Consider the following 7,738-nt stretch of genomic DNA (forward strand, 5'->3'; position numbering starts at 1 on the left):
GGGGCCCGGCCCACGCCGCCGCCGGGCAGCTCGGCCAGGCGTACCTGCTCCTCGGCCTGCCGGCCGGCGGCCAGTTCCGCGAGCCGGGCGACCGTGCGGTGCTCGAAGACCTCCCGCGTGGTGACCGCCACGCCGCGCGTCCTGGCCCGTGCGACGACCTGGATCGAGCGGATGCTGTCGCCGCCGCTGGTGAAGAAGTCGTCGTCGATGCCCACCTGGCGTGCGTCGAGCACGTCCGCGTACACCTCGGCCAGGATCCGCTCCGCCTCGCTGCGCGGCGCCCGGTACGCGGTGCCGGCGAACACCGGCGCGGGCAGTGCGGCCCGGTCCAGTTTTCCGCTCACGGTCAGCGGCAGCCGGTCGAGGACGACGAACTGGGCGGGCACCATGTAGTCCGGCAGCCGCTCGGCCACGAACCGCCGCAGGTCCGCCTCCGGGGCGCCCGCCGGCGCCACGTAGCCGACCAGCCGAGGGGTGCCGTGGTGGTCCTCGCGGACCGTGACCGCGGCCTGGCCGATCGCGGGGTGGCGGGCGAGGACCGTCTCGATCTCGGTCGGCTCCACGCGGATGCCGTTCACCTTCACCTGGGTGTCGGCGCGTCCCGCGTACCTGAGTTGGCCGTTCTCGTCCCACCGGGCCAGGTCACCGGTGCGGTACATGCGGGCGCCGGCCGGGCCGAAGGGGCAGGCGACGAACCGCTCGGCGGTGAGGGCGCCGCTGCGGTGGTAGCCGCGGGCGAGCAGACCGCCGACGTACAGTTCGCCGATCACGCCGGGCGGTACGGGGGTCAGCTCGGGCCCCAGGACGTGGGCGCGCATGTTGGCCAGCGGCCGGCCGATCGGGATCGCGCCGGTGTGCGCCGTCTGCGCCGTCTGCGCCGGGAGCGTGTACGTGGCGGCGTAGAAACTCTCGGTCTGCCCGTACGCGTTGACGACGCGCACCCCGGGCAGGGCGTCGCGGACCTTGCGGACCAGTTCGGCGGAGAGCGCCTCACCGGCGAGGACGACGGTCTCCACGTCGAGTCGGGGGCCGTCGGGTGCGCCGGGGGCCAGTTGGTCGAGGAGCGCGGAGAACACCGCGGGCACGGCGCTGATGGTGGTGCCCGACCAGCTGTCGCGTTCCGCGAGTTCGAGGACGTCCCGGACGATCTCGACGCTCGCTCCGCAGGTGAGCGCGGTGCAGATCTCGAACACGGAGACGTCGAAGTTCACCGAGGTCGCGGCGAGCATCCGGGAGCCCGCCCCGACCCCGACGGTCCGCCGCAGGTCCCGTACGCCGTTGACCACGTCGGCATGGGTGACGGCGACGCCCTTGGGCGTTCCGGTGGAGCCCGAGGTGAACATCACGTAGGCCAGGTTGTCCGGGTCGACGCGGGTGTCGGGCGCTGTGGGAGCGGGGCCCTCGGTGGCCAGGTCGTCGAGGTGGAGCACCGGTTGCCGGCCCGCGGCCACCGTCGCCGCCGTCGCGTGGTCGGTCAGGACGAGCGCCGGGTCGGCGGTGTCGAGCAGGAGGTCGACGCGCGCGGCCGGGTAGTCGGGGTCGATCGGCAGGTAGGCGCCGCCCGCCTTGAGCACCGCGAGCAGCGCGACCACCAGGTCGGCGGAGCGCGGCAGGGCCACGGCGACCAGGACGTCCGGTCCGACACCGCGCTCGCGCAGTACCGCGGCGAGGCGGCCCGCGCGGGACTCCAGCTCCGCGTACGACAGGGCGGTGGGTCCGCAGACCACCGCGGTCGCGTCCGGGGTCCGCGCGCTCTGGGCGGCGACCAGTTCCGGGACCGTCGCCGCGCGCTGCGGCCGCGTCGTCTCGTTGAGCCGTGCCAGCCGCTCCCGTTCGGCGCCGGTGAGCACGTCCGCCTCGCCGAGCCGCGTCCCGGAGTCGGCGACCACCTGACGCAGTACGCGTACGTAGCGGTCGACCAGGCTCTCGGCGGTGGCGTGGTCGAACAGTTCCGTCGCGTACTCCAGGCGACCGTACGCGCCGCCGGAGGGGGCCGGGACGATGTTGAGGAACAGGTCGAACTTCGCGGTTCCGGTGCCCGCGGGCAGGGGTGTGACGTGCAGGCCCGGTATCTCGATCCGCGACCACTCGAACTGCCAGGCCAGCATCACCTGGAACAGGGGCTGGTAGGCGGTGGTGCGGTCCGGGCCGAGCAGTTCCACGAGCCGCTCGAAGGGGACGTCCTGGTTGTCGTACGCGGCCAGGGCCCGCTCCCGCACCTGTGCGAGGAGCTCGCCGAACGTGGGGTTGCCCGACAGGTCGACGCGCAGCACCCAGGTGTTGGCGAAGAACCCGATCAGGTCGTCGAGCTGTTCGTCGGCGCGTCCCTCGATGGGGCTGCCGATCGTCAGGTCGTTGCCGGCGCCCATGTGGTGCAGGAGCACCGCGAGGACGGCCTGCGCGACCATCGGCGCCGTGGCGCCGCGCTCGGCGGCCAGCTTCTTGACCCCGGCGAGCAGTTCCGCGTCCAGCGCGAAGTCGACGTGGCCGCCCCGGTGGTCGGCCGCCGTCGGCCGCGGCCGGTCCAGCGGCAGTTGCACCGGCTGCGGCACATCGGCCAATTCCTTTTGCCAATAGGCCAGTTGAGCGGACGCGACGCTCTGCGGGTCGTCCTCGTCGCCCAGCACCTCGCGCTGCCACAACGTGTAGTCCTTGTAGTGCACGGCGAGCGGCTCCCACTGCGGCGCGCCCCCTTGGCGGCGGGCCGTGAACGCCGCCAGCAGGTCCCGCAGGAACGGCGCCATCGACGCCCCGTCCGCGGCGATGTGGTGGAAGACGAACACCAGCACGTGCTCCTGCGGGGACAGGCGCAGCACGGTGGTCCGCAGCGGGAGTTCGGTGTCCAGGTCGAAGCCCTCGCACGCGGCGTCGTGCGTCGCGGCGTCCACCGCGTCCGCGCTCACGTCGACCACCCGGAACGGGACGACCGCCTCCTGCGGGGGCAGGATCCGCTGCTCCGGCGTGCCGTCGGCGCTCTCGGCGACGAGGGTGCGCAGGCTCTCGTGCCGGGTGACGACGTCCGTCACCGCCGCGGCGAGGGCCGCCGTGTCCAGCGGCCCGTCGACACGCAGCACGAACGGGATGTTGTAGGTCGCGGACGGGCCTTCCAGACGGTGGAGGAACCACAGCCGACGCTGGGCGAAGGACAACGGGATCATCGACGCACTCCTACACGTTCATCGGGCGCAGCATCGGGCGCAGCTTGGGGCGGTTCGACGGGGCCGGTTCCTCGATGCGGGCCGCCAGTTGGGCGACGGTCGGGTTGCGGAACACGGTGGTGACCTTCACGTCGACGTCGAGTTCGTTGCGTATGCGGCCGATCAGCCGGGTGGCCAGCAGCGAGTGGCCGCCGTGGTCGAAGAAGTCGATGTCGATGCCGACCTCCGCCACCCCGAGCAGCTCGGCGAACAGCCGGCACAGGACTTCCTCGTTCGGGGTGCGCGGACCCCGTCCGGCCGCGGCCTCGGTGTGGTCCGGGGCGGGGAGCGCGTTGCGGTCGAGCTTCCCGCTCGGGGTCATGGGGAGTGCGGCGAGCGGCACGATCGCCGAGGGGACCATGTACTCCGGGAGGTGCGCGCGGACCAGGTCCGTCAGGGCCGCAGGATCCAGCGCGGCCGGGTCCGCCGCCTTGCCGTGCACCACGTACGCGACCAGTCGCTGGTCGTCGGCGCGGTCCTCGCGCACCACGGCCACCGCGCTGTCGACGTCCGGGTGCGCGGTCAGGGCCTGTTCGATCTCGCCGAGCTCGATGCGGAACCCGCGGATCTTGACCTGGAAGTCGGAGCGGCCGAGGTATTCGACCTGGCCGTCCTGGTTCCACCGCACGACGTCGCCGGTGCGGTACATCCGGGTTCCCGGTGCGCCGAAGGGGCAGGCGACGAAGCGGTTCGCGGTCAGCCCGGTCTGCCCCAGGTAGCCGCGGGCGAGTCCGGTGCCGGCCAGGTACAGCTCGCCCACGACGCCGGGCGCGACCGGGCGCAGGGCCTGGTCCAGGACGTACACCTGGGTGTTCCACACCGGTGCGCCGATCGGCACCCGGTCCGCGCCGGGCACGTGCTGCCACGCGGTGACCTCGACCGATGCCTCGGTGGGCCCGTACAGGTTGTGCACCCCGCACTCGGGCAGCACGTCGACGAACCTGTTGGCCAGCGCGGGCGGGAACGCCTCGCCGGCGACCTCGATCCAGCGCAGGCTGTCGCACTCCTTCGCCGCGGGCTCGGTGACGAACGCCTCCAGCAGCGAGGGCACGAAGTCCGCGCCGGTCACCCGCTCCCGCCGGATCAGGTCGGCGAGGTAGGCCGGGTCGCGGCGCCCGTCCGGACGCGCGATGACCACGGCGGCGCCGACCTGCAGCGGTGCGAACAGCTCCGGCACCGACACGTCGAAGCTCGCCGTCGTGCTGAGCAGGACCCGGTCCTCGACGCCGACGTCGAAGTGCGCGAGGCCCCACGCGAGCCGGTTCATGATCGAGCGGTGCGCCACCTGTACGCCCTTGGGGCCGCCGGTGGAACCGGAGGTGAAGATGGCGTACGCGGCGTTGTCCGGGGACAGGGTGCGCTGCGGGTTCGTCTCCGGGTAGCCGAAGACATCGGGCAGTGCCGCGTCGAGGACCAGCAGCGGCCGCGCGCTGTCCAGGACGTGCCGCACCCGGTCGTCGGGCAGTTCCGTGTCCACCGGCACGTAGGCCGCTCCGGCCTTCACCACCGCGTAGAGCGCCACCATCAGGTCCACGGAGCGGGGGATGCGCACCGCGACGAGGTGCTCGGGGCCTGCGCCCTGCTCGATCAGCCAGTGCGCCAGCCGGTTGGCCCGCCGGTTGAACTCCCCGTAGGTGAGGGTCTCCTGTTCGGCGATCAGTGCCACCCGGTCGGGGTCGCGCTCCACCTGGGCCTCGAACGCACCGGGCAGCGTGTCCGCCGCGACCGGGTGCGCGGTGTCGTTGACCCCTCGCACCAGCCAGTCGCGCTCCTGCTCCGTGAGCACCTCCATGGCGCGGACCGGCGTCCCCGGGTCCTGCAGCACCTGCTCCAGGACCTGGACGAGCCGGGCGGCGATCACCTCGGCCGCGGCACGGTCGTAGAGGTGGTTCTGGTAGTCGATGGACAGCCGCAGGTACGGGTCGGAGGAGTTGAGGGTGAGCGGGTAGTGCGAGCCCGCGAAGGGACGGATGCCGTCGATCGTGAAGCCGGCCGAGGCGTTGGCCTCGACGATGCCCTCGCGGTCGATCGGGTAGTTCTCGAACACGACGATGGTGTCGAACAGGGCGGGCAGCCCGACGCCGCGCTGGATGTCGGCGAGCCCGTAGTAGTGGTGGTCGAGCAGGGAGATCTGCCGGTCCTGGAGCTCGGTGATGACGTCGCCGACGCTCTGGTCGGGGCGGCAGAACACCCGGGTCGGCAGGGTGTTGATGAACAGGCCGACCATCTCGTCGGAGCCGGGCAGGTCTGCCGGGCGGCCGTTGACCGCGGCGCCGAACACGACGTCCTGGCGCCCCGTCAGCTTCGACAGGAGGATCGCCCAGGCGCCCTGCAGCAGGGTGTTGAGGGTGACGCCGAGTTCCGCGGCGCGCCGGGCGAGTTCGCGCCCCTTGTCGATCGACAGCGGTACCTCGACCCGTCCCAGCGCGGACGCCTCCCCCTGCAGCGGGGTGTCGGGGGCGACGAGGGTCGGCTGGTCGAACCCGGCGAGTTCGGCCTGCCACCGGGCGGCCGTCGCCTCCCTGTCCTGGGTGGACAGCCACGTCAGGTAGTCGCCGTAGCTGCGGACCGGGGCGAGTGCGCGGGTCCCGGAGTACAGCCGGATCAGGTCCTTGATGACCAGCGGCGAGGACCAGCCGTCGAAGAGGGTGTGGTGCGCCGTAAGGATGAGCCTGGCCTGCTGCGGCCCGCAGGTCAGCAGGGCCAGGCGGATCAACGGCGGCCTGGTGGGGTCGAGTTGGTCGGCCCGGTCGTCGGCGAGGGCCTGGTCGAGCGCCGCGTCCTGTTCGGCCTGGGTGCGCCCGGTCAGGTCGAGGTGGCGCCAGGGCAGGGCGACGTGTTCCGCCACGACCTGCACCGGATCGCCGTCGGCCCCGGTGAGGAACGCCGAGCGCAGGTTCGGGTACCGCTCCAGGAGCGCCTGCCCGGCCGCGCGCATGCGCTCCGGGTCCACGTGTCCGGACAGCCGCAGCACGAACTGCATGTGGTAGACGTCGAAGGAGCCGTCGGCGAGCGCCGCCTGGAACTGGATGCCTGACTGTCCCGGGGCCTGCGGCCACACCTCGACGAGCCGGCCGTAGCGCTCCTCCCAGGTCTCGATCTCGTCCTGCCGCACGGGGACCAGCGGCGCGTCCGAGGGGGTGAGCCCGCCGATCTCCGGCCGTGCGGCGTGCGCGGCCATGCCGTGCAGCAACTCGACCCACAGGTCGGCGAGTTCGGCGGTCCGTTCGCGGGACAGCACCCCGGTGGGGAACATGAACGCGACCTGCAGCCGGGTGCCGTCGGCGGTGTCCGTGGCGACCGAGTTGACCTCCAGGGCGGACAGCGCCGGCAGGTCCGGGTCGGGCGCCGCGATCAGCTCGGCGGACCAGGGGGCCGGTATCCAGCCGTCGGCACGCAGGTGCTCGGGCACGTCGGTGTCGGAGATCCGGCCGAGGTAGTTGAACCCGATCTGCGGCGCCGCGTACTCGGCGAGCTGCGGGGCGGTCTCGGGGTTCAGGTGGCGCAGCAGTCCGTAGCCGATGCCCTTGTCGGGTACCGCGCGCAGCTGTTCCTTGACCAGCTTGATCGCTCTGGCTGCCGCGGGGCCGCCGGCCAGCACGTCGTCCGGGTCCACTCCCTGTACGTCGACGCGGGCGGGGTACATGGTGGTGAACCAGCCGACGGTCCGGGAGAGGTCGGCGCCCGGGACGACGTCCTCCTCGCGGCCGTGCCCCTCCAGGCGCACCAGGGTCGAACGGTCCGCGCCGCGCCACCGGTTCACCGCGAGGGCGAGCGCGGCGAGCATCACGTCGGTCCCGGTGCTCCTGTAGGCGGCGGGCAGCCTGGTCAGTACGGCGTCGGTGACGTCGGCGGGCAGTTCCACCCGCACGGTGTCGACCGTGGACCACACGTCCACCGCCGGGTCGAACGCCCGCGTACCCAGCGGGGAGTTGGGGCCTTCGAGCAGGTCCCGCCAGTACGCCAGTTCCCCTTCCCGCTGCTCGGAGAGCGCCTCGTCCGCCAGCGCCGACGCCCAGCGGCGGGCGGAGGTGCCGACCGCGGGCAGTGCGGGCGTCCTGCCGGAGCCGACCTGCTGCCAGGCCTCGGCGAGGTCCGACATGAGGATGCGCCAGGTGACGCCGTCCACGACCAGGTGGTGCAGCACCACGAGCAGCCTGCCCGCGCCCGACGGGGCGGCGAACCAGACGCAGTCCGCCATGGTCCCGGCCTCGGGGTCGAGCCGCCCGACCGCGTCGTCGAGCTCCGCCTGCGCCGCCCGGACCGAGGCCGGCTCGTCCCAGCGCCCGTCGCAGTCGACCCGGCGGATGATGTCCGCCGCCCGCACGGCGCCCTGCGGGCGGACGACGAGGGAGAGTTCGTCGCCGCGCACCAGGCGGGCACGCAGCAGGTCGTGCCGGTCGAGCACCGCGTCCCACGTCGCGGCGAGCCCCTCGGCGTCGATGCCCGCGGGCAGGGCGAGGACCATCGACATGGCGAACCGGTCCGTCCCGCCGCCGTGCTCGAACACGTGCTGGGCCACCGGCTGCAGCGGCATCGGA

At 73.1% G+C, this 7,738-nt stretch carries 2 protein-coding genes; both read right to left on the bottom strand.

Annotated elements, in window-relative coordinates:
• Nucleotides 1-3,158: non-ribosomal peptide synthetase (locus tag G3I40_RS09150; RefSeq protein ID WP_164301659.1), on the bottom strand; the 3,158-nt coding region annotated here is incomplete at its 3' end.
• Between the two features lie 10 nt (nt 3,159-3,168).
• Nucleotides 3,169-7,719 carry an amino acid adenylation domain-containing protein gene (locus G3I40_RS09155; RefSeq protein WP_343244872.1) on the bottom strand — a complete coding sequence of 1,517 codons (4,551 nt, stop codon included), beginning with the start codon at nt 7,717-7,719 and terminating at the stop codon, nt 3,169-3,171.
• Nucleotides 7,720-7,738: the final 19 nt, after the last annotated feature.

The organism is Streptomyces sp. SID14478 (genome assembly GCF_010548525.1).
GTDB lineage: Bacteria > Actinomycetota > Actinomycetes > Streptomycetales > Streptomycetaceae > Streptomyces.